The 23,254-nt window shown below is 41.3% G+C and carries 25 protein-coding genes and 1 other annotated feature; of the genes, 4 read left to right on the forward strand and 21 right to left on the reverse strand.

Annotation, left to right across the window (positions count from 1 at the left end):
- Positions 1 to 56 precede the first annotated feature (56 nt).
- A complete protein-coding gene (locus UP17_RS28495) occupies positions 57 to 530 on the reverse strand; it encodes a DUF308 domain-containing protein (RefSeq protein ID WP_061464078.1) in 474 nt (157 codons plus the stop codon).
- Between the two features lie 167 nt (positions 531 to 697).
- Between UP17_RS28495 and UP17_RS16580 the strand changes: the two genes are divergently transcribed.
- A complete protein-coding gene (locus UP17_RS16580; protein ID WP_061464079.1) occupies positions 698 to 1,282 on the forward strand; it encodes a 5' nucleotidase, NT5C type in 585 nt (194 codons plus the stop codon).
- Positions 1,283 to 1,326: 44 nt separating this feature from the next.
- Here the strand turns inward: UP17_RS16580 and UP17_RS16585 are convergent, their stop codons facing one another.
- From UP17_RS16585 to UP17_RS16595, 3 genes are read right to left on the reverse strand one after another with little or no spacing between them, the layout of a single operon-like run.
- A complete protein-coding gene (locus UP17_RS16585) occupies positions 1,327 to 1,743 on the reverse strand; it encodes a Fur family transcriptional regulator (protein ID WP_061464080.1) in 417 nt (138 codons plus the stop codon).
- Between the two features lie 15 nt (positions 1,744 to 1,758).
- Positions 1,759 to 2,592 carry a metal ABC transporter permease gene (locus tag UP17_RS16590; RefSeq protein WP_061464081.1) on the reverse strand — a complete coding sequence of 278 codons (834 nt, stop codon included), beginning with the start codon at positions 2,590 to 2,592 and terminating at the stop codon, positions 1,759 to 1,761.
- Between the two features lie 21 nt (positions 2,593 to 2,613).
- Complete coding sequence (locus UP17_RS16595; protein ID WP_250211687.1) at positions 2,614 to 3,378, reverse strand: metal ABC transporter ATP-binding protein; 765 nt, start codon at positions 3,376 to 3,378, stop codon at positions 2,614 to 2,616.
- A gap of 214 nt (positions 3,379 to 3,592) precedes the next feature.
- On the opposite strand from UP17_RS16595, the gene UP17_RS16600 reads away from it, so the two are divergent.
- The gene (locus UP17_RS16600) at positions 3,593 to 3,853 is read left to right on the forward strand and encodes a DUF2624 family protein (protein ID WP_061464083.1); all 261 of its coding nucleotides are present in this window, start codon (positions 3,593 to 3,595) and stop codon (positions 3,851 to 3,853) included.
- A 101-nt stretch (positions 3,854 to 3,954) separates the two neighbouring features.
- Here UP17_RS16600 and UP17_RS16605 read toward each other — a convergent pair whose 3' ends face one another.
- Entirely contained in the window at positions 3,955 to 4,851 is an 897-nt protein-coding gene (locus UP17_RS16605) for a deoxyribonuclease IV (protein WP_061464084.1), read from the reverse strand.
- 12 nt (positions 4,852 to 4,863) lie between these two features.
- Positions 4,864 to 6,177, reverse strand: coding sequence for a DEAD/DEAH box helicase (locus tag UP17_RS16610; RefSeq protein ID WP_061464085.1), 1,314 nt, complete (start codon positions 6,175 to 6,177; stop codon positions 4,864 to 4,866).
- 666 nt (positions 6,178 to 6,843) lie between these two features.
- On the opposite strand from UP17_RS16610, the gene vrrA reads away from it, so the two are divergent.
- Both vrrA and UP17_RS16620 read left to right on the forward strand, forming a co-directional pair.
- Positions 6,844 to 7,533, forward strand: coding sequence for a VrrA/YqfQ family protein (vrrA, locus tag UP17_RS16615; protein WP_061464086.1), 690 nt, complete (start codon positions 6,844 to 6,846; stop codon positions 7,531 to 7,533).
- 124 nt (positions 7,534 to 7,657) lie between these two features.
- Positions 7,658 to 8,602, forward strand: coding sequence for a 4-hydroxy-3-methylbut-2-enyl diphosphate reductase (locus UP17_RS16620; RefSeq protein WP_061464087.1), 945 nt, complete (start codon positions 7,658 to 7,660; stop codon positions 8,600 to 8,602).
- 45 nt (positions 8,603 to 8,647) lie between these two features.
- Here UP17_RS16620 and UP17_RS16625 read toward each other — a convergent pair whose 3' ends face one another.
- The 15 genes from UP17_RS16625 to UP17_RS16690 form a co-directional block, all read right to left on the reverse strand.
- Positions 8,648 to 9,766 (reverse strand): Nif3-like dinuclear metal center hexameric protein, encoded by a 1,119-nt coding sequence (locus tag UP17_RS16625; RefSeq protein ID WP_061464088.1) that lies wholly within the window; start codon positions 9,764 to 9,766, stop codon positions 8,648 to 8,650.
- On the reverse strand, positions 9,763 to 10,470 hold the full coding sequence (locus UP17_RS16630) for a tRNA (adenine(22)-N(1))-methyltransferase (protein ID WP_061464089.1): 708 nt from the start codon (positions 10,468 to 10,470) through the stop codon (positions 9,763 to 9,765). Before UP17_RS16630 ends, UP17_RS16625 begins: the two co-directional genes overlap by 4 nt.
- Positions 10,471 to 10,690: 220 nt before the next feature.
- On the reverse strand, positions 10,691 to 11,056 hold the full coding sequence (gene cccA / locus UP17_RS16635; RefSeq protein WP_061464090.1) for a cytochrome c550: 366 nt from the start codon (positions 11,054 to 11,056) through the stop codon (positions 10,691 to 10,693).
- A 235-nt stretch (positions 11,057 to 11,291) separates the two neighbouring features.
- On the reverse strand, positions 11,292 to 11,516 hold the full coding sequence (locus tag UP17_RS16640; protein WP_155727347.1) for a hypothetical protein: 225 nt from the start codon (positions 11,514 to 11,516) through the stop codon (positions 11,292 to 11,294).
- Positions 11,517 to 11,984: 468 nt separating this feature from the next.
- The gene (rpoD, locus tag UP17_RS16645; protein WP_061464092.1) at positions 11,985 to 13,118 is read right to left on the reverse strand and encodes an RNA polymerase sigma factor RpoD; all 1,134 of its coding nucleotides are present in this window, start codon (positions 13,116 to 13,118) and stop codon (positions 11,985 to 11,987) included.
- Positions 13,119 to 13,153: 35 nt separating this feature from the next.
- Positions 13,154 to 14,959, reverse strand: coding sequence for a DNA primase (gene dnaG, locus UP17_RS16650; protein WP_155727533.1), 1,806 nt, complete (start codon positions 14,957 to 14,959; stop codon positions 13,154 to 13,156).
- Between the two features lie 51 nt (positions 14,960 to 15,010).
- The gene (locus tag UP17_RS16655) at positions 15,011 to 15,466 is read right to left on the reverse strand and encodes a YaiI/YqxD family protein (protein WP_061466148.1); all 456 of its coding nucleotides are present in this window, start codon (positions 15,464 to 15,466) and stop codon (positions 15,011 to 15,013) included.
- A 514-nt stretch (positions 15,467 to 15,980) separates the two neighbouring features.
- Complete coding sequence (locus UP17_RS16660) at positions 15,981 to 16,802, reverse strand: pyruvate, water dikinase regulatory protein (RefSeq protein WP_230160715.1); 822 nt, start codon at positions 16,800 to 16,802, stop codon at positions 15,981 to 15,983.
- A 16-nt stretch (positions 16,803 to 16,818) separates the two neighbouring features.
- Positions 16,819 to 17,493 carry a transcriptional regulator CcpN gene (locus UP17_RS16665; RefSeq protein ID WP_155727348.1) on the reverse strand — a complete coding sequence of 225 codons (675 nt, stop codon included), beginning with the start codon at positions 17,491 to 17,493 and terminating at the stop codon, positions 16,819 to 16,821.
- Positions 17,494 to 17,620: 127 nt separating this feature from the next.
- The gene (gene glyS, locus UP17_RS16670) at positions 17,621 to 19,690 is read right to left on the reverse strand and encodes a glycine--tRNA ligase subunit beta (protein WP_061464094.1); all 2,070 of its coding nucleotides are present in this window, start codon (positions 19,688 to 19,690) and stop codon (positions 17,621 to 17,623) included.
- Positions 19,677 to 20,573 (reverse strand): glycine--tRNA ligase subunit alpha, encoded by an 897-nt coding sequence (glyQ, locus tag UP17_RS16675; protein WP_061464095.1) that lies wholly within the window; start codon positions 20,571 to 20,573, stop codon positions 19,677 to 19,679. Before glyQ ends, glyS begins: the two co-directional genes overlap by 14 nt.
- A 94-nt stretch (positions 20,574 to 20,667) precedes the next feature.
- Positions 20,668 to 20,844 (reverse strand) — a binding site (T-box leader).
- Between the two features lie 58 nt (positions 20,845 to 20,902).
- Entirely contained in the window at positions 20,903 to 21,655 is a 753-nt protein-coding gene (gene recO, locus UP17_RS16680) for a DNA repair protein RecO (RefSeq protein WP_061464096.1), read from the reverse strand.
- Between the two features lie 33 nt (positions 21,656 to 21,688).
- Positions 21,689 to 21,832, reverse strand: a complete 144-nt coding sequence (locus UP17_RS26785; RefSeq protein ID WP_081108859.1) for a YqzL family protein — start codon at positions 21,830 to 21,832, stop codon at positions 21,689 to 21,691.
- A 99-nt stretch (positions 21,833 to 21,931) separates the two neighbouring features.
- Positions 21,932 to 22,861, reverse strand: coding sequence for a GTPase Era (era, locus tag UP17_RS16685; protein ID WP_061464097.1), 930 nt, complete (start codon positions 22,859 to 22,861; stop codon positions 21,932 to 21,934).
- Positions 22,854 to 23,252 (reverse strand): cytidine deaminase, encoded by a 399-nt coding sequence (locus UP17_RS16690; RefSeq protein ID WP_089361537.1) that lies wholly within the window; start codon positions 23,250 to 23,252, stop codon positions 22,854 to 22,856. The genes era and UP17_RS16690 overlap by 8 nt, the downstream gene beginning before the upstream one ends.
- Between the last annotated feature and the right edge of the window lie 2 nt (positions 23,253 to 23,254).

The raw sequence follows: 23,254 nt of genomic DNA on the forward strand, positions 1-23,254 counted from the left end.
TTCATTGAAAACCCTTTGATGCATTTTAAGAAATGACATCAAAGGGTTTCAAATTGTTAAAAGAATGGCAGGATGAATATGCCAACGATGATGGAGATTGCACCTATTACTATGGCCCAAGTACCCAAGTTTGATCCCCTGCTTCTGGCCACTATCCCTACAATTATACCCACAACCCCTAAAATGAACGGCATCATGAATAACGATAAAATGGAGATGATCAAAGCTATGACACCAATAGCCTGTCCTCTTGAAGCAACTTTCCCAGAATCATCAGCCTTAGTTGACTCATTATTCTTATATTCCCTGATTCGCGGTGGTGTTGAAATTTCTGCAGACGTTTCTTCATTATACTGGTTATCCATATTATTGGTAATGGTCCCACGACTTTCATACCGTCTGTCATCTGCAGGTGTATCTTCATTATAATATCGCTCATGATGCTGATCATCCACAACAACGGATGGTTCACTGCCCTTTTTAGTCAATTGCATCTCATCGTCAATACTGGAGTATTGATCTTTTTCCATTAGTGAATCCCTCACTTTCGTTTATGGAGCATTTATAGTGTATGTAAAAAGTGATGGAATCCATCGTGAAATGGTTTCATGTCTTGGAAATAAATACGGGTTTTTACCAAAGCTATCTTGGTATATGTTACACTATTACAAGTATTGAATATGAGGAGAGATTCATCATGAAAAAACGATTTGGCATCGATATAGATGGAACTGTTACGAGACCTGATTCCATGGTCCCTTTTTTAAATAATGCTTTTCAGCTGAATTTAGCATATGAAGACATAACGGAGTATGACTTATACCCATTCGTTAATGTTCCAAAAGAAGATTTCACGAAATGGTTCATTGAAACCGAGCCAATCATCTATTCCGAATCTTTATTGGCTGAGGGAGCAAAGGATGTATTGGAAAAATGGACAGAACAGGCTAACTTATATTTCATCAGTGCCCGGAGCAACCGTTTATTGGATATAACGAAGAATTGGTTCACGAGCAACGAAGTCCTATATGATCATATCGAGCTTGTAGGATCACACGATAAAGTTGCTGCAGCCAAGAAATTTGAAGTCGATCTCTTTTTAGAGGACAAGCACGATAATGCAGTGGCCATTTCGGAAGAGTGTAAAATACCCGTGATTTTATTTAATACTCCTTACAACCAAGATCCTGTGCCTGAAAGGGTGATCCGGGTCAACAATTGGCAAGAAGCTTTTGTCTGGGTGAATAATTGGATGTCAGGGCAACCGGCAACTATAAAGTGAAACAAGAAAAAACCATTGACCGAGTGTCAATGGTTTTTATGTTTCTAAGAAGCACTGCATGCAGGACATCGTCCGTATATTTCAAATTTATGTCCTGAAACATCGTAGTCCTTCAAGCTTTCCTGAAGTTCCTGCATCGGACACAATTCGATTTCTTTCGTTTTTCCACAATTCAAACAGATAAAGTGGTGATGATGGGAAGAATGGCCGCATGTAAATCGAAAATGCTTTTCCCCTTCCAACTCCGTCGCTTCAAAGATGCCTAATTCGACAAATAAGGAAAGATTCCGGTAAATCGTATCAAAGCTTAACCCTGGATAGTCTTTTTTCATATTCTCCAATACATCTTTTGCCGTTAAATATTTATCGCTGGAAGAAAAAAGCTGAAGCATTTCTTCCCTCTTTCCTGTATGTTTAAAACCTTTATCTTTTAATAATTGCATGGCAGTAGTTACGTTCAAAAAACATCACCCCATCTATCGATTTTTCCACTTATCAAACAAAATTGACAAGATGAGAATTAGCACAGCTATTATTACAATGGTCCCACCAGGAGCGAGATCAAGGTTGTATGATAAAAATAATCCGCCTATGACGGATACTTCACCGAATATTACCGAAAAAACAATCATCTGCTTAAAGCCCTTAGCGAAACGGAGACTGGCTGCTACCGGGAGCGTCATGAGCGAAGAAACCAGTAATATGCCAATGATTTTCATGGAAGCGGCAATGACCAATGCGACCATGACAATAAAAATAAAATGAATCGCTTTATAAGGTATTCCCGACGCTTTTGCATGCTCTTCATCAAATGATAACAAAAATAATTCTTTATACAATAGGGTGAGCATTAATGCAACGACTATCCCCACTGCCAATATGACATATAAGTCAGCCCGGCTGACGGCGCTGACACTGCCGAATAAATAACCATATAAATCCGTATTGAAACCATTTGCAATGGATATGAAAATGACACTAAGACCCATGCCGCCGGACATTATGATCGGGATTGCAAGCTCTTGGTAATGCTTGTACACCCCTCTTAATTTTTCAATGAATAATGAACCACCTACAGAAAACGCCATTCCTATATAAAGTGGATTCAATCCTGCTAGAGATAGAAAGCTCTTCTGAAGCAATAAACTAAACGCTATACCAGCAAGCGCTACATGACTGAGAGCATCGGAAATCATCGACATCCGCCTTACCACGACAAAAACGCCCACTAATGGCGCAATCGCTCCGATGATGATTCCGGTCAAGAATGCGTTCTGCAAAAATTCAAATTGCAATATCCCCGATATCATTGGGCTATCCTCCAAAACATATTAATGATTATGATTTAATAATTGGACCCCATGTCCATAAATGGATGAAAGCTCGCTTTCATTCAACTCATTATATTCACAGGCATCCCCGTGAAAATGAAGTTTTTTATTTAAGCAGGCGACATGTGTGACTTTATCCGTCACAGTACCAACATCATGGGTTACTAAAATCAGTGTTATTCCTAATTTTTTATTCAGCATCTCAAGCATTTCATAAAATTGGTGGACGTTCTTTGAATCAACGCCAACCGTGGGCTCATCCAATATCATCAATTCCGGCTCGCTGACCAGTGAACGGGCAATGAATACCCTCTGCTGCTGCCCTCCGGACAATTCTCCGATATTGCGGTTCTGATATTCAAGCATGTCCACGGATTCCAAAGCTTTCTTCACCTTTTGCTTATCCTCTTTGACTGCAAACTTGAATAAACCGATTTTTTTGGTCAAACCGCTTTGAACCACTTCAAATACAGTGGCAGGGAATCCTGAGTTGAAGGAGTTCGCCTTTTGGGAAACGAACCCTACCTTTTGCCAATCTTTAAAGCGTCTTATGTCTTCCCCGAATATTTCAATTTTTCCCTTTTGGAGCTTGAACAGACCAAGCAGCAATTTCAAAAGGGTTGACTTACCGGATCCATTCGGCCCAACGATAGCTAAGAAGGCCCCTCTAGGAATTTCAAGCGAAACATGTTCCAGCACTAGATCTTTTGTATATTTGTAAGATATATCTTCTAATTTAATTATGGGGTTTACTACATTATCCAAAGAGATCACCTTTTTTTTAAGAATCATTACGATTAACAATCGTTAGTATAAATCAAAGAAGTCCAGATGTAAAGAATCCGGTCCCCTGAACAAGTGTCCATCCGCCCTGAACCATCAAAAAACGTTAGCTGAACCAAATTCCCGTAAATCAAACAAACTTTCATGTTCACATACGTCTGCTTCCTTCATATGTTTTAACAAAGGAGGAGATCGTTTGAAATTATTTGAAATGATGGTCAATCATAAAATCAACAGTATTCGCCCTGATGAACTGCTTTCCCTTGCTAAGCAGCATGGGGTTGCACTCACCCAAAAACAAGCACAGGATATCACTGCACTTCTAGCAGGTAAAAAAATCAACATTTTTGATATACGTCAAAGACAGAACGTACTGGGTCAAATTACAAAAGTTGCCGGAGCAGGCACAGCCAGGGAAATAGAATCCCTCTTTAACAACCTTACTTCCACCTTTTAAGCCTACTTTCTGACAGACTTTGAATGAGTATACTTAAACTAAATGTTAAAATGAAAGGACGATTCATCGATATAAAGATGAATCGTCCCTTTCTATTATGATTATTGCTGAGATCCGATTTTTTCCAGTAAATCTTCTTCAAATTGATTATTCTTGAACATATCAATTTCAAATTTATAAGGGGCCTTTTTGTCTTTCTTGTCTTCCCCTACATAAGGTGTTTCCAGGATTTTTGGAACAGTGCTTAATTGCGGATGGTGGACAATATCATTCAACGCCTTAAAACCGATATGACCGAAGCCAATGTTTTCATGGCGGTCCTTACGCATGCCGCGTTCGTTTTTGCTATCGTTTATATGAAGGACCTTGATGCGGTCAATACCGACCAATTTATCAAATTCATTCAGCACACCATCAAAATCCTCAATGATATTATATCCTGCATCGTGAGTATGGCAAGTATCGAAGCATACCGATAATTTTTCATTATGGGTCACACCATCAATGATCATCGCTAGCTCCTCGAAAGACCGGCCACATTCAGTACCTTTACCAGCCATCGTTTCAAGGGCAATCTGAACTTTATCGTCGGCTGTCAGCACTTCATTCAAACCTTCGATGATTCTCTTGATTCCCAATTCACTGCCTGCACCAACATGCGCACCTGGATGAAGTACGATTTGCCTTGCACCTATCGCTTCGGTCCGATCGATTTCACTGCGTAAGAAGTTAACCCCCAGCTCGTATGTGGCTGGATTCGTGGTATTTCCTATATTGATGATATATGGGGCATGGACTACGATGTCGCTTATTCCATTCTCCTCCATATGCAGTCTTCCGGCTTCAATATTTAAATCCTCGATTTTTTTACGTCTTGTATTTTGAGGGGCCCCCGTATAGATCATGAATGTGTTGGAGCCATATGAAGTCGCTTCTTGACTCGCAGCAAGAAGCATATTTTTCCCGCTCATTGAAACATGCGATCCAATCTTCAGCATCTGATTACTCCCCTATTTCTTTCTCTGTATACGACGTTCGCGTTTTTTAAAGTTTTCCACATCGCGTTGAATTTTCTTTTTGTATCCTGGCTTGACTTTAGTTGGCTTCTTGACGTGCCTGCTCGCTTTAACATCGATATCAGATTTTTGTTTTTTACGGTTTTTCCGTTTATTACGTTCGTCGATATCAACCCAATCACCGTTTTGGATATCGGCATCACGGAATTCTATGCCCATTTTTTCAAGGCGGTTCAATGAATCTTCATCGGATGTATCATAAATGGTAGTGGCAATGCCGGAATATCCTGCACGAGCAGTCCTTCCCGTCCTATGGATGTAAAAATCCAAATCTGATGGCAATTCATAGTTAATGATATGGCTTACACCTTCAATATCGATTCCACGGGAAGCCAGATCAGTCGCAACGATGAATTGATACTCTAAATCTTTGATTTGCTTCATCATTTTTTTACGCTCACGAGGTGTTAAATCCCCATGAATACGACCGACATTCAACCCTTTTTCAATCAAGGAATTAGCCACATGATCCGCCATTTTTTTTGTGTTCGTGAAAACTATCGCCAAATAAGGATTATAGCGAACAATGATGTCATGAAGTAACTGCTCCCTGTTACGGTGGCGAAGCGGTACCAGAACATGTTCAATTTTCGCAGCTGTCGCCTGCTTCGGATTCACTTGAACATACTTAGGATTTTCCATATATTTATTCAAAAACGGCTTCAATTTTTCAGGAATGGTTGCCGAGAAGACAAGCATTTGAATTTTTTCAGCCATACGTGATGCAAACAGATCGACATCTTCAAGGAATCCCATGTCTAGCATAAGGTCCGCTTCATCGACTACAAGCATTTTTGCTGTATACACTTGTAATGCCTGAGCCTCAACCAAATCCTTGATCCGGCCTGGCGTTCCGATTACCAACTGTGGCTGTGTCTTCAATTTATCTATCATTCGTTGTTTATCAGTACCACCGATGAAACAGCGGACTTGAATCTGCTCATCCTCAGGGAAATGGTCAGCAATTTTCAAAGCTTCTTTGTAGATTTGGTTCGCTAACTCACGGGTTGGTGCGGAAATAATCGCTTGAACCTCATTCTTACCAGCATCAAGCCTGTTCATAATCGGCAGCAAATAGGAATGTGTCTTTCCTGTACCTGTCTGCGACTGGCCAATTAAGCTACTTCCCTTTAAAAGCGACGGAAGCACACGCTCTTGAATTTCCGTCGGCTTATCGAACCCTAAAGTACGAACTGCATCTAGAATGTAGCTTTTCAAATTAAATCGTTCAAATTGGTTTTGTTTCATCAAAAAACTCCTTTATCCTGTCAGTCATTAGACATGTCCTGTTATTATAATAAATTTTACATAAAAAGCGCAAGCGCCTGGGTAGCTCGTGAAGAAAATAGGGATTGTCCCATAAGGCGCTTTTTGCCTTGTGAGGGCAATCCTCTTTTTCACAGCGAGCTAGGCGCTGAAGCTGGATTTCATAAAAAGCGCAAGCGCCTGGGTAGCTCGTGAAGAAAATAGGGATTGTCCCATAAGGCGCTTTTTTGCCTTGTAAGGGCAATCCTCTTTTTCACAGCGAGCTAGGCGCTGAAGCTGGATTTCATAAAAAGCGCAAGCGCCTGGGTAGCTCGTGAAGAAAATAGGGATTGTCCCATAAGGCGCTTTTTTGCCTTGTGAGGGCAATCCTCTTTTTCACAGCGAGCTAGGCGCTGAAGCTGGATTTCATAAAAAGCGCAAGCGCTGAGGCTAGTTCTCTTAAAATGGACTCTTGCAAATGAAAAGCCCCTGTCCTGGTCATAGCGTATCCCCCGCAGACATGGAGCTAAAAGACTACCGTTACCATCTTACCTTCTTTCCGGTCACTTCACAACAGCCCAGTCACTCTTTCCTCAAACCTTTTTTGTCGAGCTGCATAATTTATATAGAAGAATACACCAGCATATAAAATCAGAGGAGGTGAAACCTATGTTCCCAGACAGAAATCGTCAACCCGGACCCGGTTTTCAGCCACAAAATGGTCGAAGGATGCAACAGCCGCCAATACCATTTAGGCAACCACCGCAAATCCCCAACCCTTATCAGCAGATGCGGCGGCCGATGGCACAAAACAGACCACAGGGACCTCAAGGGCCTCAAGGTTTCCGGGGTCCTTTCACCACACCGCAGCGGCAGGAAATGCCGCCAGCAAAGAAAGAAGGGCTATTGTCAAAGATACTCGGTAAGTCGAAACAAAGAACTGCTTCTCCCAACTTGTTTGCACCAGCTGCTCCCACTAACAAAAATTCTTCAAGAAGCAGCGGAGGCGGCGGTATCTTAGAAACACTAAAAAACCCCGATTCCCTGAACAATATGCTCAACAACACGCAAAAGGTGTTGCAGGCAGCCGAACAATTCACCCCTATGGTGGAACAATATGGACCGGTAATTAAAAACTTGCCTTCCGTGTGGAAAGTTTTCCGGAACATATCATCAGCCGGTGAAACCGAGGACAAGAAAGCGCCAGCTGAAAGCGTGACTAATGTTAAGGCACAAAAAAATAATGAGGTAAAAACGGATTCGAAGGAAAAAGCAAAAGCTGAAGAAGATAAACCCATTTCCCAGGTTCGTACCAAAACCAAAAGGGAAAGGACATCAGGTCCCAAGCTTTATATTTAACGTTTTTAAAAATTTTATCAGGAACTGGCTTTATGCAAATAGGATGTTTTGTAATATCATCTATGGTCTTATATAATAGAAAGGTATAAAAGTGAGAGTTTTTTGCCTTGAGGAGGACACATAGATGAAAGTGATTAAAATTTCCCCGCGCGGCTATTGTTATGGCGTTGTCGATGCCATGGTCATCGCCCGAAATGCGGCTTTAGATAAAACCTTGCCACGCCCCATCTACATTTTGGGAATGATCGTGCATAACAAACATGTAACGGATGCGTTTGAAGAAGAAGGCATCATCACGTTGGACGGCAGCAACCGTCACGATATCATCGAAAAGGTCGACAGCGGAACCGTCATCTTTACTGCTCACGGCGTTTCCCCTGAGATTAGGAAGATTGCTGAGAAAAAAGGGCTTGTCACGCTAGATGCAACCTGTCCCGATGTTACCGCAACCCATGACTTAATACGGGAAAAAGAAGCGGAAGGCTATCAAATTATTTATATTGGCAAGAAAGGCCATCCAGAACCAGAGGGTGCAGTCGGAGTTGCTCCCGATGTCGTTCACCTCGTTCAAAAGGATGAAGACGTCGAAGCCTTGACATTGAATAGTGATAAGATCATTGTGACAAATCAAACAACGATGAGCCAATGGGATGTTTTGGATATCATGGATAAAGTTAAGGAAAAATTCCCGCATGCCGAGGTCCATAAGGAAATTTGTTTAGCGACACAGGTACGTCAAGAAGCGGTTGCCAAGCAGGCTGGCGAAGCTGATGTTTTAATTGTCGTCGGTGATCCCAAGAGTAATAATTCAAACCGCCTTGCACAAGTATCCGAGGAAATTGCCGGCACGACAGCTTATCGAATCGCGGACATTTCCGAGCTGAACCTTGAATGGCTAAAAGATGCAGAAACGGTTGCCGTCACTTCCGGGGCATCAACACCCACTCCGATCACAAAGGAAGTTATAGCATTTCTAGAGCAATATGAAGCAAATGAAGAAACGACCTGGAATACCGAAAAGAAAACGCCATTGCATAAAATTTTACCTAAGATTAAAGTGAAAAAATGATCATGCACAAAAAAGGCAGCCGCCCCGGCTGCCTTTTTTCGTCTTTTAAATGAATCGGAAAGGGTCCGTATTCACCCGAGATGGAATGAATTCCACATCGTAGTTCTTTTCGTGACACATTTCTTCAAGGATTCGTGCAACGCCTTTTTTCATCACCTTTTCAACATTGTGGCCTGGGTCCACAATGTTCAAACCAATCATCATAGCGTCATGGGCTGTATGGTAATACATATCACCTGTAACATATACATCCGCACCCTTGAATTTCGCAGTCGTAAAGTATTTATTGCCGTCTCCGCCCAACACGGCCACTTTTTTTATCGGGCTTTGCAAATCTCCAACGACGCGCACCTTTTCAACATCAAGGTTCTGCTTCACATGTTCGGAAAATTGTTCAAGTGTCATTTCTTCAGCAAGCACGCCTATCTTTCCTAATCCAAGTGACTCCCCTTCATTTTCCAGTTTATAAATATCGTACGCAACTTCCTCATATGGGTGGGCTTTAATCATTGCAGAAAGCACTTTCTTCTCGATATTTTCCGGGAATATCGTTTCAACCCTCATTTCAGCTACTGCTTCAAGCTTTCCTTGGGAGCCAATTTCCGGTTCACTGCCTTCACCTGGCACGAAGCGTCCTGTACCTTCCACCGAAAACGAACACTGGCTGTAATTCCCGATTGATCCGGCCCCTGCCTTACCTAAGGCTTCCCTCACCTTTTGTTCGTCGGTCTTTGGAACATAAACGACCAATTTCTTTAGAGCTGTCTCGTAAGTTGGAATCAATACCTCTGTATCCTGCAATTGTAGCGCTTCGGCAAGTAAATCATTCACTCCGCCCTTAGCGACATCCAAATTGGTATGTGCAGCATAAACAGCGATATCATGTTTGATCAGCTTTTCGATGATGCGGCCTCCAGCTGCGCTTGTATCGATCTTTTTCAATGGCCGGTAAATAAGCGGATGGTGGGCGATGATCAATTCCACCCCATGTTCTATCGCTTCGTCTACAACCTCTTCCAGCACATCAAGGGCAATCATCACTTTGGTAACCGGCTTATTGAGCTGTCCGACATGCAAACCGATTGGATCTCCCTCCATTGCATATTGCTTTGGGGAGAATTGTTCAAACATTTCAATGATTTTGTGACCATTTACGATCTTCAACCTTTAAGCACCTCCTCAATTACGGAAATTTGGGATATTAATTCATTGCGCTTGGTTTCAAGTCCGCTTCGTCCGCTTTCATCCAATTGTTCGATGATTCTTTCCAAATGTTTTTTCTCAAGCTGCCATTTTTTTATGAAAATATCACTGAATTGCTCTCTTAAATATGGTCCGAATATGAGACCTGTTTGCCTGTTTACATGATAAGGGCGAAGCGGTTCCCCTTTTTCAGCAATTAAGATTTCGTAAATTTTTCCATCTTCCTCAAGGATTTCCTCTCCGCTAAGTTCCCAGCCGTTATCGATTAGCCAACTGCGAACATTCGCTGCACCGACATTAGGCTGAAGGATAAGCCTTTCCGCCTTGCCGAGTTTCCCTTTTCCGCTTTCCAATATACTTGATATTAAAGTCCCTCCCATGCCTGCAATCGTAATGCATGTCGCTTCATCGGGATTCAATACTTCAAGCCCGTTTCCTTTACGGACCTCTATCTTGTCCCCAAGTCCCGTTATAGCCACTTGCTTGCGGGCTGACTGATAAGGCCCTTCCACTACCTCACCTGCTATAGCGCTGTCACACAGGCCGTTACTCACCGCATAGCACGGTAAGTATGCATGGTCGGAACCTATATCTGCAAGGATGCTTCCTTTTGGTATATGTATGGCAACACGTTCTAATCTCATCGATAGTTTTTCATGATTCATATTTATCAACTCTCTTAATTCAAATTAATGTCTTACATTTAATTAGTTTCCCATTCGATTATAACAAGTTCAATAGAAAAATTACAGGAAGGAGAAATGGGGCACCCCTCCATCACTGGATAAATGGAACCTTCCAGCTGGAATCTTCCTTTTTCCTAATAAAATAAAAACTGACCCAAAAAGGTCGCCTTCAAACGATCTCCTGAGTCAGTTTCATGAATTACTTCAGTCCATGAATATATTTGGCCATGGCATCAATGTTCTGTTCTTCGACTAAACCTGATGGCATTGCACCCCGTCCATTAGTGATCACGTTTTTAACCTCGTCAACCGAGAGGCGATCGCCAACTCCTTTTAGAGCAGGTCCGACGCCGCCTTGATAGGCGTTACCATGACAAGAGATACAGTTTTGCTTATAGATGTCCTCAGGTGATGCAGACGCACTTTCTTTTTCTTCTGTCTTTTCGCCGCCCTTTTTTTCCTTAGCAAGATCTTTGGCATCACCCAAACCTTTAAACGAAAGTAAAAACATAAGTCCAATACCAAAAACCATGATAATAATAAAAGGCATTACTGGATTGCGCATAGTATTTCCTCCCCTATGTAGAACCTAAACTTACCATATTTAATATTATATACAAACAACTATATATTATTTTACTTGAAAAGAGTTTCAAGTAAAAGCCCAAAAATAGAAGATATTATATAATTTCTTAAAATTGTCAAAAATTTATGTATATTTCCAAACATTTTCATTTCTTCTTACATATATTTCATAATACCCTAAATTCACCATTTAAAACCGCTAAAATGTCTTTGAATTATATTATTAAAAAGTAAGCAATGACTATTGCCCCCAGGCCTCCCGCTATGAAGAAATGGAGCAGCTTCAGTTTTTTGCCCATTAAAATCCAGAGTCCGCAATTTATGAACAAGAAAACATAAAGAGTACCCGCTTTGCCGGGTGCCATGATCTGAAAAATTATTTTCCTGCCGATAAAGCGGCGGACCGCCAGTTCAAAGGCAATGATAGAAATTGTTGTCATGAGCATTTGCATTCTTATGGGTATTTCAGTAAAATAATTCAAAAATACAATAAATGCAAAAAGGGCTCCAATCAACAGTCCTGAAAGAATGTCTTTCTTATCACTCCAGGTTTTATTAAAATTTGCAGGCGGTAGTTCGCCTTGTCAGTATAATGCAAGCAGGTAATCACAATATTGCTCCAGAAGCATACGACTTTCCTTCCAGGAGTTTTTTTCTTGAATGATGATTTTCTTTCTCATCTCATCCATGAATTTCACATCCTCATGCCGGTCATTTCTTTTTAACAGCTTTTTGCCGCTCTTTTAGGTTGTGGAAACTCAGTTATCGAGTTAAACCCATCTCCATTATATAGATAACTGGTTAAATTTTTTGTTCTTACGAGGAATTTTTTACATCAAATTTCAAAAAAAAAGCCGCTCCCGAACGCTGGGCATTCAAAGAGGGCTCTGTAAAGGGCAAAATATATTTTATTCCAAGAAATCTTTCAAGCGTTTGCTGCGGCTTGGATGTCTCAGTTTTCGTAACGCCTTCGCTTCGATTTGACGGATACGCTCGCGGGTAACCCCAAACACCTTACCTACCTCTTCAAGTGTCCGAGTGCGGCCATCATCAAGTCCAAAGCGGAGTCTCAAGACGTTCTCTTCACGGTCAGTAAGTGTATCCAATACGTCTTCAAGCTGTTCTTTCAAAAGTTCATATGCTGCATGTTCTGATGGGGAAGTAGCATCCTGGTCTTCAATGAAATCACCTAAATGGGAATCGTCTTCTTCACCTATTGGCGTTTCCAGGGAAACCGGCTCCTGAGCTATTTTCAAGATTTCACGAACTTTTTCAGGAGTTAAGTCCATATCTTCTGCAATTTCTTCCGGAGAAGGTTCACGTCCTAAATCCTGAAGAAGCTGTCTTTGGACACGGATCAATTTATTGATGGTTTCAACCATATGCACCGGTATCCGGATCGTTCTTGCTTGGTCGGCAATGGCACGGGTTATGGCTTGGCGAATCCACCATGTTGCATACGTACTGAATTTGAATCCCTTGCGGTAATCAAATTTTTCTACTGCTTTGATAAGTCCCATATTACCTTCCTGAATCAAATCAAGGAAAAGCATGCCGCGTCCGACATAGCGCTTGGCAATACTGACAACAAGACGAAGGTTAGCTTCAGCCAATCGGCGTTTCGCTTCTTCATCTCCATCCTCAATTCGCGTCGCCAGAGAGATTTCCTCTTCTGCCGATAAAAGGTCGACCCGTCCGATTTCCTTTAAGTACATACGGACTGGATCATTAATTTTTACGCCAGGAGGAACACTTAAATCATTTAAGTCAAACTCCTCTTCTTTTGCAAGTTTCTTCTCATCAGGATCATCTTCATCTTCGTCTTCCTCACCATCCGTGAGTATCTCGACGCCGTTTTCTGTTAACACCTCATAGAACTCATCCATTTGATCGGAATCTAACTCAAAACCGCCAATCATTTCAGCGATTTTTTCTAAAGTCAAAGAGCCTCGTTTTTTACCTAGCTCTATTAATTTTTCTTTAACCTGTTCAAGGCTAAATTCATTATCAACTTGTTTGGAACGTGCTGGTTTTTCAGCCATTAGTTCCCCTCCTTCCAGGACTTACACCTAAACGACTACAACATTTTACGCAATTTAATGATTTCCATGGCAATTTGTGCAGCAGCGACATAATCACTCCGTCTAACTGCATCTTTTTCTTCAACTTGTTTTTCTTTTATCTTTAACAACTTTTCATATTTCAACACTTGATTTATACAATCGGTCAGTTCTTTATCGGTAACTTCCTCATTCACTGACATCATTTCTATTTCCGAAACGATCCTTCTCAAGTTTGGATCCGGTAAATAAGTAAGGAAAAAGCTTGTATCCGGTTCGTGTCCATCTTCATAGAACGCATATAAATAGGTGATGATTGCCTGATGTTCGTCTACATGAAAGACCGTTTGCCCAAGCAGCTGCTGAATTTTAAAAGTCATATCCCTGCTTTTTAGCATATGGGCAATCAACTTCGTTTCAGCATTATGGTGAGCAGGCTTTAACTTATGCTCATATTGCAGGGCCATTTTCTTTTGGGCTGCAGGCTGCGGCAGTGCCCCCTTCTTGCGTTCCGTAAAGAACACCTGTCGCTGCTGCTGTTCCAGCGCATCCAATGATAGGGAAAATTCAGAGGATAACTGCCGGAGATAATGATCCCTCTCCACTGCATTGGGCAATCGCGAAATTTCTTTAAGGACTTCTTCGATATATTGAATTCGATCTCCTTCATTATTTACATTTTTCCCTCGACGCAAATAATGCATTTTGAATGCCATGTAGGTTAAACTGTCCCCTATTACTTCAGAAACAAAGCTTTTTTCACCGAATTCCTTTATGTAGTCATCGGGGTCCAAGTTATCAGGCATGTGAGCGACTTTCACGGAAAAGTCATGGTCCTGTAGCATATTAACTGCGCGATTGGCTGCGTTCAATCCCGCAGAGTCCGAATCGTAGCAAATAAGTATCTGGTCAGTATTTCTTTTTAAAAGCTGGATATGCTGTTCCGTCAGGGCAGTCCCCATTGTAGCGACTGAATTTTCTACACCTGCACGAACAGCTGAAATACAATCGGCAAAGCCTTCAAAAATGACTACTTGTTCTTTCTTTCGTATGTGCGGTCTTGCATGATGGAAATTATATAAAGTTTTACTTTTATTAAAGATTGGCGTTTCAGGGCTATTCAAATATTTGGGCTCATCGTCCCCCATCGCTCTCCCTGAAAACGCAATCGTATTTCCTTGATGATCCATAATTGGAAACATGACTCTATTTCTGAAACGGTCAAAATATGACTCGTCTTTTTCCCTGTAAATAATAAGCCCTGCCTGCTCCATGTATTCTGCTGGAAACCCACGTTTTAAAAGAAACTTGGATACGAAGTCCCATGAATCCAAAGAGTAGCCAATTTGGAACTTTTCTATCGTCTCTTCAGTGAACCCTCGTTTAAGTAAATATTCGAGAGCATCCTGGCCCTCCTTCGTGTTAACGAGGAGATGATGATAAAACTTTCGCAGCAGGTCATGGGCTTCAACCATTTGCTGAGAGCCTGCAGGCATGTTAGAACGCTTGGAATCCTTATTAATTTCAACATCCAAAGGAACATTTCCTTTTTCAGCTAAAACTTTTGCAGATTCCACAAAGTTGTAGCCTTCTATATCCATTAAGAAGGTAAAAATATTTCCGCCTGCCCCACAACCAAAACAGTGAAAGATTTGCTTTTCCGCTGAAACGGAAAACGAGGGCGAGTTTTCACCATGAAAAGGACAAAGGCCAAAATAATTGCGCCCTTGCTTCTTCAGCTGGACATACTCCCCAATTAAATCAACAATGTCAACAGCTTCGCGAATTTGGTTAATTTTTTCATCTTCTATACGGCCATTTATCATTTTTCCACCTTGCAATACTGGTGATAGTTTCTAATTCGATACTGTTTCCTAATTCCCTGCAAAGTTCGACAAAGTTTTCAAAAGTTTATTTGTAAAACATATACGGTCTTCCTTTGTGAATGCTTTCGGCCCTTTCGTATGTTTACCCTGCCTGCGGAGTTTCGCCGACTGATAACGCATATCCAATAGCATGAAAATATTCTCTTCGGTGTATTCTTTTCCCCTAGGCGAAAGAACATAAACGCTTTTAGGAAGCAGGGTCCCAGCCAAACCAATATCTGCAGTAACGACGATATCACCCTTTTTTACTGAATTTACTATATAAAGATCTGCCGCTTCTTTGTCTGCATCGACATATACCCATTTACCTTCAGGGTTATTCATCATATTTTTATATGATGCAACAAAACAGACTTCAACATCGTGCAATCCTGCACAATGAAGGATCTCGTCTTTCACCGGGCATGCATCGGCATCGACGTGTATGGTAGGTTTATTATTCATACCTTCTAATTCTACATCTTTCTGCATAATCCTTTTTCTCCCCTAAACTTTATGAAGATATAGTGAATTTTCAGCATTGGTTCATAGAGTTCCCTCTAAAGAAGCCAACATTTATTCTTCAAGGAATACCAGCTTTCTTAAGTGAAAGCGCCACTTTTCCCTTGAATAAGGCCCACCCATTTTGAATTATACGGAACATGTCGAATTATTTTTATGATAAAAACCTTGACATCTCATTAACCTTTAGTTTATTCCTTATTAATTAAGTCTAAACCTTAAGATTACTTTTTTCTCACAATTTTTTATTATAGTCTATTTGATTAGAAGATGCCAACATTTAAATTCCGATTTTATTTTCATGCAAATCAATGGATTTACATTTGGAAAAGCAGAGGAATTATATGTATTTATTTTCAATTCATTCTTGATATTCCCTTTATTGACCTTGGCATTAAAATGTGAGCTGACACTTAAAGTGTCAAGCTCACATTTTGGTTTGCCTTGATTATATGGATCAACGATTTTTGTTTTGAAGGATATTGATGATCAAATTGGCTGTTTCTTCAACAGCTTTATTGGTTACATCAATAATTGGACAGTTCAGCCTTGATATGATTTTATCAAAGTATGTCAATTCTTCTTTTATTCGCTCCACATTTGCGTAGATCGCATGATCATTGAGCCCGAGTGACTTTAATCGTTCTTTGCGAATATGGTTCAGCTTTTCCGGACTGATCTTTAAACCAATGCATTTTTCAGGCGGCACCAAAAACAGCTCTTCTGGCGGTTCCACCTCAGGCACTAAAGGTACATTCGCCACTTTATAGCGTTTGTGGGCTAAATACTGTGATAACGGTGTTTTTGAAGTGCGTGAAACACCTACAAGGACGATATCAGCACGTAAAATGCCTCGGGGATCACGTCCATCATCATATTTTACTGCAAATTCAATGGCTTCCACACGCTTGAAATAATCATCATCCAGCTTTCTTACAAGACCAGGTTCATTAAGAGGCCCTTTTGGTGCCCTTTCCTGAAGGATGTCCATAAGCGGCCCTAAAATGTCATAAGCAGACAGGTTTTCTTTTTCGACCTGTGCTTTCATATACGCTCTAATAGCTGGCTTCACAAGGGTATAAGCAATGATCGCCCCATCTAATTTAGCCAGTGAAATCACTTCATCCACGTTTTGTTCATCTTCAATGTACGGAATTCGCTTTATGGAAAAAGCAGATCCCGAGAACTGGCTTGCAGCTGCTTTTGTAACCAATTCCGCTGTTTCCCCTACTGAATCCGATACAACATATATAATAGAACCGTTCATATTCTCCGTCATTCCTTTTGCAAGCCCCCTAATAGCCTTCATCAGCCAAAGCTACGAATGCTTTCGTAATATTGGTTTTTGTAATTCTTCCAATTACTTCATAGCCTTTTTCTGTGTCTTTGACGACCGGTAATGAGTCGATTTGCTTATCAATCAATTTTTTGGCAACATCAATCAAAAGGTCTTCTTTTGAACACATTGTAATATTGGGCATCCTAGTCATGATGATATTGACTGGAATGGAGTTAAGCTCTTGTTTCCCAATACTCGCACGCAACAAGTCTTTCCTTGATAAGACACCAACAAGCAATGCATGCTTATCGACAACGAACATTGTCCCGACATCTTCTAAAAACATCATGACTATTGCATCATATACGGAAATGCCTTCGTCAACAACGACCGGGATCGATTGGTAGTCTCGTACATAAAGATGGTTAAGGCTGTCGGTCAAAAGCTGTGTTCCTGACCTGCCTGTATAGAAATACCCGACCCTCGGCCTGGCATCAAGAAAACCTGCCATCGTCAAAATGGCTAGATCTGGACGAAGAGTCGCCCTAGTAAGGTTCAATCTATCGGCAATATGCTCTCCAGTAATCGGTCCGTTTTCTTTTACAATTTGTAAAATCTGTTCCTGACGCTTATTCAGTTGGATTATAATCACCACCCCACTGCTTTCGCAGAGTAAAGTAACAAAAGTCATTCATTTAATAATTATATACTAAATTATTTAATAAGGGCATGTTTGTCCTATTTATTGACCATTTATCTTTTTATAGAAATCGGAAACCCTTGTTTAAAGTGTTTCCGATTTCCATACACCCTTTCAATTATGTAAGGATGATTTTATTCATGGCAGCAAAACCTGCAACCATATCACTGATTTCCTTCATAAGAGATAAACGGTTACTGCGGATTGCTTCATCGTCTGCCATGACCATTGTATTCTCGAAATATGATTCTATTTCCGATTGGAGCGAAACAAGCTGTTCAAACCGCTCATTCTCATCTTTAGATTCAGTATAACGAATTGCTACATTTTGATATTTTTCGTATAGCGCTTTTTCTTGATCATTTTCAAAGAAAGTTGGATCGACTGTCACTTTATTGTCACATTTCACGGCAATGTTCATGACGCGGCTTAAAGCTTCCAGACTTTCTTTAAATCCTGCTTCGTCTTTTTTCGCATCCAAGACGTGTGCACGTTCCACGATGGAGTGGATATAACCGATCTCATTGACCAGAACTGCGTCAATCAAATCGTAACGGATTTGCTGTTCTTGCAGCAGGTGTTTGACACGCGCTTTAAAGAATGTGAACATATCAGATTTAACATCCTCAAGATCACGTTTTAAGATACCTTTTGATTCTAGACCTTTAAGACCTATAACAATAAGCTCCTCTAAAGAGATATTCCACTTCTTCTCCGCTAGAATTTGGACGACACCGCTCGCCTGCCTTCTTAGTGCGTATGGATCCTGGGAACCTGTCGGAATGACGCCAATAGCGAAGAATGAAGACAAGGTATCAATTTTTTCAGCTAAACTAACAACCGCTCCAATGACAGAAGGCGGAACATTGTCATCCGCATGCCTTGGCATATAGTGTTCATTGATAGCTGCGGCCACTTCCTTGGTTTCTCCTTTTAGGAGTGCATATTTCTCACCCATATACCCTTGCAATTCAGGGAATTCATAAACCATATGGCTCACCAAATCGAACTTGGCAATTTCCGCTGCACGAAGGGCCATTTCTTTTTCCGCCTTTAAATTCAAGGCATCCGCAAGGACTCCGGTAACTGCAGTTACTCTGGCAGTTTTCTCGGCCAATGTACCAATTTCTTCATGATAAACGATGCTGTCCAGCTTTTTCAAAGCAGCCGAAATCTCTTTTTTCTGATCTTCTTTATAGAAGAATGCTGCATCCGATAGGCGTGCACGCAATACTTTTTCATTTCCTTTAGAAACCTTATCCAAATGGCGATCATCACCATTACGCACGGTTACAAAGAAAGCAAGTAGCTTGCCGTCCTGATCTTTGACAGGGAAATAACGTTGGTGCTCCTTCATTGAAGTGATCAGGACCTCTGGAGGAAGCTCAAGGAATTCTTCTTCGAAGTGTCCAAATAACACCGTTGGATACTCCACCAAATTATTGACTTCTTCAAGCAGTTCTTCATCGACCGGGATGATCCAGCCCTTTTCCTGCTCAAGCCCTTTAATCTGATCTAGAATAACTTGTCTGCGTTTATCCGGATCCGCCATTACAAATTGTTCTTTTAACGTTTCTTCGTACCGTTCCGGCTGCTCGATGATTGCGCTATCGCCCAAGAAACGATGTCCCTTTGTTTCACGGGCCGTCTCGACACCAGCGATGCTAAATGGCACCACTTCATTTCCGAATAAGGCAATCAGCCATTTAATCGGACGGACGAAGCGGAGCTCTTGATTGGCCCAACGCATGTTTTTCGGGAACGTCATGCCGCTGATGATTTCAGCAAGCTCAGATAACAGCTGTACAGTCGGCTGTCCTTTTATGAATTTATTCACATGGGCATATTCCACACCCTTGAGTTCTTTAAAATAAATATCCTCTGAAGTCATGCCTTGGCCCCTGACAAATCCCAATGCGGCTTTAGACCAATTGCCTTCGCTGTCCAAAGCTATTTTCTTAGCCGGTCCTTTTGCTTCTTCTTCAATATCCTTTTGTGATTCTTCCACGTCTTTCACCAATATGGCCAAACGTCTTGGTGTGGAAAACGCTTCAACTTCTCCGAATTCAATCGCTTTTTCCATTAGCCATTTCTGCACTTTATCTGACAGCTGTTTCATGGATGCTGTCACAAAACGTGCTGGCAGCTCTTCCAATCCAATTTCCAATAACAAATCACGCTTGCTCATTTGTATTCTCCCCTTTCACTTTCAGAATCGGGAAGCCTAATTTTTCCCGCTCTTCATAGAAGGTTTTAGCGACCTTACGCGCTAGGTTACGGCAGCGGGCAATATATCCCGTTCTTTCCGTCACCGAGATGGCACCTTTGGCATCCAAAAGGTTAAACGTATGTGAACATTTCAAAACATAATCATAGGCAGGATGCACAAGCCCTTCTTCCATTTGGCGATGCGCTTCCTTTTCATACATCGTGAAAAGTTGAAACAGCATATCTAGGTCGGATGTTTCAAACGTATATTTTGAATGTTCGTATTCCGGCTGTCCAAATATATCCCTGACCGTGAATCCTTCTGTCCATTCCAGGTCAAATACGTTTTCCTTATCTTGAATGTAAGAGGCGAGACGTTCGATCCCGTATGTAATCTCCACGGAAACCGGCTTACATTCAAGGCCGCCCACTTGTTGGAAATATGTAAATTGCGTGATTTCCATTCCATCAAGCCATACTTCCCAACCGAGACCAGCACACCCTAGTGATGGGTTTTCCCAATTGTCCTCCACAAAACGAATATCATGCTCTAGCGGATTAATCCCTAAAGCGCGCAATGAATCCAAATATAAATCTTGGATATTGTCAGGCGACGGCTTCATGATCACTTGGAACTGATGATGCTGATACAGTCGATTAGGGTTCTCGCCATAACGACCGTCAGCCGGACGGCGGGATGGCTCCACGTAAGCAACACTCCAAGGCTCAGGTCCAATGGCTCTCAGGAATGTGTATGGGCTCATCGTTCCTGCCCCTTTTTCTACATCATAAGCATTCATTAATATGCAGCCTTGTTCAGACCAATGCTTTTGTAACGTTAAAATCATATTTTGAATATTCATCGTACACCTCCAGGTTATTTAAACGGCTCTTTAAAAATTAAGGATCGGAATCCTTTATCAGGCAAACAAAAAACTCCCGTCCCTATGCGAAATGCATAGGGACGAGAGTATACCCGCGGTTCCACCCTAATTGCCGTTTATAAAACGGCCTCTTTTCAAAGCAACATGCTCCGGAAACGCCCTTCCCTGTAAATCCATATCCCGGCTTCCACCGTCCCGGGTTCGCTTTTTATGGAGAATGACAGATACTCTTTTCCATCAACGCAATCTTCTTATTTTGATGATTAGAATTTTATACAAACTAGCATGGAATGTCAATAGGTCAGATCTTAAAACATATCTTTCATCGTATCAATCTGTTTTAGGAACTTTTTTGATTTCAAATGGAGACCGGAATATTCCTCATAATAAGCATCTATTATTTTCTGGATTTCCTTTTTCGTTTCAGGCTTGACGGAAATGTTTCCTAGCCTTGATAAATCGAAATAATAAAATATCCTCAGCAATTTGACGGCTGCAGGTGAAATTTTAAAATGATAGGGATCCTTCCCGAGACAGCGATGACAAATAAAGCCCGCTTCCCGAAGCGAGAAGGCGAATTCCCCTTCCGTTTCGCCACAAACAGCACATTGATTCAGCACTGGGTTAATCCCATTGACGGGCAGCATCTTCATTTCAAAAATGAATTTCAAAACCTCTGCGTCATATTCTTCGTTTATGTAATGCAAGGTTTGCAAAAGCAATTCATACAAATATGGATTCGGTTTTTTATCATCGACGCTTTTATCAAGCAACTCAACAATATAAGAAGCATAAGCAGTCGCAAAAAGATCCTCCCGTATGTAACGGAGTGAATCGACCATTTCGCCTTGCTGAAGACTTCCGAGTCCGGTTGAAGTGGTTACAAGGAAATACCCGGAGCAAAAAAGCTGTGTGACGGCAGCAAGCCTGCTATTAGGTTTACTGGCTCCTCTAGCCATAACACCAATTTTTCCTAGCTCTCGGGTATATATAGTAATGATTTTGTTATTTTCTCCATATGCAGTTCGCCTTATGACAATGCCCTCACATTTTTGGAGCATACCAAGACACCACCCATGTTCGCCAAGACTAACCTATGAAACAGGAAAATCAATTTCTGCTAGCTCATCTTTCAATACCAAGGGTCTTTCCTGTCTTTCGACTTCTATCTCCTTAAAAAGCAAATAGGTGTCCACATTACCTGTTTCACTAAATAATTCCCAGGTAAAATCCAACATATAAAGCCCACCTTTCATTTTTAACTAGCAATATGAATATCCGACCATATGATTAGCTTGACCGTTTTCCAAACTTTCATGACTCGTAAATTTTGTTAATTAATACTCGCTCTCATTGAAACCATAATCGCGAAGCTGGCTGGCTTTGTTACGCCAATCCTTCTGTACCTTTACCCAAAGTTCCAAGAAAACTTTCGAGCCCAATAAGTTTTCGATGTCCACTCTGGCACGGCTACCGACTTCTTTAAGCATTTTCCCTTGCTTTCCGATGACGATGCCTTTTTGTGAATCACGCTCGACAACGATCGTCGCCATGACATTAATGGTATCACTGTTATCCATTTTTTTAATTGAATCGATGACAACAGCCACTGAATGCGGAATTTCCTCACGCGTCAGGTGCAATACCTTCTCGCGGACCAATTCGGAAATGATAAAACGTTCCGGATGGTCGGTCACTTGGTCAGCTGGATAAAACTGGGGACCTTCAGGTAGGTGTTCCTTGATTTGTTCAAGCAATGTATCGACGTTATTTCCTTCAAGTGCAGAAATCGGAACGACTGCCGCAAAAGGGTAAAGCTGTTGGTATTTTTCAATGATTGGAAGTAAATCATCTGGATGCATCGCATCTATTTTGTTTACAACCAGGAAAACAGGAGTTTTTACGGTTTGAAGTTTTTCGATGATAAACTCGTCACCGCGTCCGTATCCTTCAGTCGCATTGATCATGAAGAGAATCAAATCGACTTCTTTCAATGTATTCGTTGCCACTTTCATCATGAAATCCCCAAGCTTATGCTTTGGTTTATGAATGCCTGGTGTATCAATGAAAATCATTTGTGAATCGTTTTGCGTAAGTACGCCTTGAACCTTATTTCTTGTAGTTTGGGGTTTATCACTCATAATCGCGATCTTTTGACCGATGACCCGATTCAGAAATGTACTCTTTCCAACATTAGGTCGTCCAATTATCGAAATGAAACCTGATTTGTAACCTTTTACTTGTGTATCATCAAATAATTTATCCATTTAAATCCTCCGGTGAAAAAGCTCCTGGAAGCAATTCCTGTACTGTTAGTTCTTTTATATCCCCATTTAAGTTGGTCAAAACAACCGGCATATCCTGGTCGCACAGTTCTGAAATAACCTGCCTGCACGCCCCGCATGGAGAAACGGGACCATCGGTATCTGCCACGACTGCAAGTTTAGTGAACTTTTTATCGTTATGGGCATAAGCGCTGAATAAAGCGGTCCTTTCGGCACAATTACACATGCTGTACGCAGCATTTTCTATATTACAACCATGATAGACCTTCCCATCAGTGGTCAAAAGGGCTGCCCCCACTTTAAATTTGGAATAAGGTACATAAGCTTTTTCTCTAGCTTTTTTAGCTTCCTCAATCAATTCATTCGTATTCAATT

The sequence above is a fragment of the Peribacillus simplex genome (genome assembly GCF_001578185.1).
Lineage (GTDB): Bacteria > Bacillota > Bacilli > Bacillales > DSM-1321 > Peribacillus > Peribacillus simplex_A.

Bases quoted from the DNA above. Each gene is read 5' to 3' on its own strand.
- glyS (WP_061464094.1), bottom strand. From the start codon at position 19,690: ATGAGCAAGCGTGATTTGTTATTGGAAATTGGATTGGAAGAGCTGCCA.
- UP17_RS16660 (WP_230160715.1), bottom strand. From the start codon at position 16,802: ATGACGGAGAATATGAACGGTTCTATTATATATGTTGTATCGGATTCA.
- UP17_RS28495 (WP_061464078.1), bottom strand. From the start codon at position 530: ATGGAAAAAGATCAATACTCCAGTATTGACGATGAGATGCAATTGACT.
- UP17_RS16640 (WP_155727347.1), bottom strand. From the start codon at position 11,516: ATGACAACAATTTCTATCATTGCCTTTGAACTGGCGGTCCGCCGCTTT.
- rpoD (WP_061464092.1), bottom strand. From the start codon at position 13,118: ATGGCTGAAAAACCAGCACGTTCCAAACAAGTTGATAATGAATTTAGC.
- recO (WP_061464096.1), bottom strand. From the start codon at position 21,655: ATGCTCCAAAAATGTGAGGGCATTGTCATAAGGCGAACTGCATATGGA.
- vrrA (WP_061464086.1), top strand. From the start codon at position 6,844: ATGTTCCCAGACAGAAATCGTCAACCCGGACCCGGTTTTCAGCCACAA.
- UP17_RS16655 (WP_061466148.1), bottom strand. From the start codon at position 15,466: ATGAATAATAAACCTACCATACACGTCGATGCCGATGCATGCCCGGTG.
- UP17_RS16605 (WP_061464084.1), bottom strand. From the start codon at position 4,851: ATGCTGAAGATTGGATCGCATGTTTCAATGAGCGGGAAAAATATGCTT.
- glyQ (WP_061464095.1), bottom strand. From the start codon at position 20,573: ATGAATATTCAAAATATGATTTTAACGTTACAAAAGCATTGGTCTGAA.
- UP17_RS16590 (WP_061464081.1), bottom strand. From the start codon at position 2,592: ATGATATCGGGGATATTGCAATTTGAATTTTTGCAGAACGCATTCTTG.
- UP17_RS16630 (WP_061464089.1), bottom strand. From the start codon at position 10,470: ATGAATCATGAAAAACTATCGATGAGATTAGAACGTGTTGCCATACAT.
- UP17_RS16580 (WP_061464079.1), top strand. From the start codon at position 698: ATGAAAAAACGATTTGGCATCGATATAGATGGAACTGTTACGAGACCT.
- UP17_RS26785 (WP_081108859.1), bottom strand. From the start codon at position 21,832: ATGTTGGATTTTACCTGGGAATTATTTAGTGAAACAGGTAATGTGGAC.
- cccA (WP_061464090.1), bottom strand. From the start codon at position 11,056: ATGCGCAATCCAGTAATGCCTTTTATTATTATCATGGTTTTTGGTATT.
- era (WP_061464097.1), bottom strand. From the start codon at position 22,861: ATGGATAAATTATTTGATGATACACAAGTAAAAGGTTACAAATCAGGT.
- UP17_RS16620 (WP_061464087.1), top strand. From the start codon at position 7,658: ATGAAAGTGATTAAAATTTCCCCGCGCGGCTATTGTTATGGCGTTGTC.
- UP17_RS16610 (WP_061464085.1), bottom strand. From the start codon at position 6,177: ATGAAACAAAACCAATTTGAACGATTTAATTTGAAAAGCTACATTCTA.
- UP17_RS16665 (WP_155727348.1), bottom strand. From the start codon at position 17,493: ATGACTTTTGTTACTTTACTCTGCGAAAGCAGTGGGGTGGTGATTATA.